A 1,068-nucleotide genomic window follows, 5' to 3' on the forward strand; every position below is an offset into this window, starting at 1 on the left:
GGAACAAATTCAAGAACTCCTCCACTTTTATCCTTTATGGTATAACTTCCATCTGTCCCTTTATTAAAGGTTAAATCTGTACCCATTTGTTGTTTATAGGTTTTATCTGAACTATCGTAGTAAAAATAGTGCTTAGTTCCATCTTCGTCAGTGTATATATAATACTGGATATCCCCTATCTTTGATTCCGTTACCCTTTGACTTAGGTTTAACCTCCATCCATTTCCATACCCAGAAACAATGTCTTTTTCATTACTGTTAAACACATGATTTAGAATAATTGGCATTTTGCTGCCGCTCATACTTATATCATTATGGATAAAGACAAGATTTCCATTAAAGTCATTAACATACCCAGTTCCTGCTCTTCCTACATCTTGAGAATGGTAAGTCCAGTAGTTTTCTAATCCTGAATTGTTAACATACTGTATTGCTATTACTGGTCTAGCTATTGCAAGATTATTACCGTACTCATCATAATCACTTACATCTGAGGAAAAAAACTGATTATAGCTAGCATTTTCATCACTGTTTCTAAGCATTAATCCATAGTTTGCACCATCTCTAAGCCATTCCTTTACCACTCTTGTTATGTCCCATGCAACCCATTTGCCTGCAGTATCGTTAACTAGCTGGTAATCCTTCTATTCTTTTATCGTTTACTGCCGGTGCATTGCTCCAATTTATACTTGCTGGATCCCAAGGTGCCAGCACCTTATAAACATTAACCTGTCGTTTATCATAGTTTGATATTGCCAAGTTTAAGTTTAGATAAGCTCCTACTACTAAGTCACCGGACGTTAACTTATCTGTTGGCAGTGTAAACCTAATAAAGCTTCTTGTGACACCAAAATCATTAAATTTTCCTACTCTTAGAGCAACACTTTTTCCATAGTTTGAATTTGAGTAGTTTGAGGAGATATAGCTATCAAAAATACTTTTAGCTTCCTGTGGTGTTGAAATTGTTGGATCTATAATAATAGGATATTTTCTATTAGCATCCTTTAACCATTGGTTATTTGGAATCCATGATAAATTATAGCCCTTTTTATCTTCAATAAGAGTTAC

The 1,068-nt window shown here is 34.6% G+C and carries 2 protein-coding genes; both read right to left on the reverse strand.

What is annotated here, in order from left to right; all coding sequences use genetic code 11:
- A partial coding sequence (locus tag N4T77_RS20085) for a DUF6531 domain-containing protein (RefSeq protein ID WP_261673639.1) occupies nucleotides 1-584 on the reverse strand: 584 nt, incomplete at its 3' end.
- 40 nt (nucleotides 585-624) lie between these two features.
- Nucleotides 625-1,068 (reverse strand): DNRLRE domain-containing protein (locus N4T77_RS20090; protein WP_261673640.1); only part of this gene is annotated, 444 nt, incomplete at its 5' end.

It is taken from the genome of Clostridium sp. CX1 (genome assembly GCF_025398335.1).
Classification (GTDB): Bacteria; Bacillota; Clostridia; order Clostridiales; family Clostridiaceae; genus Clostridium_AM; species Clostridium_AM tanneri.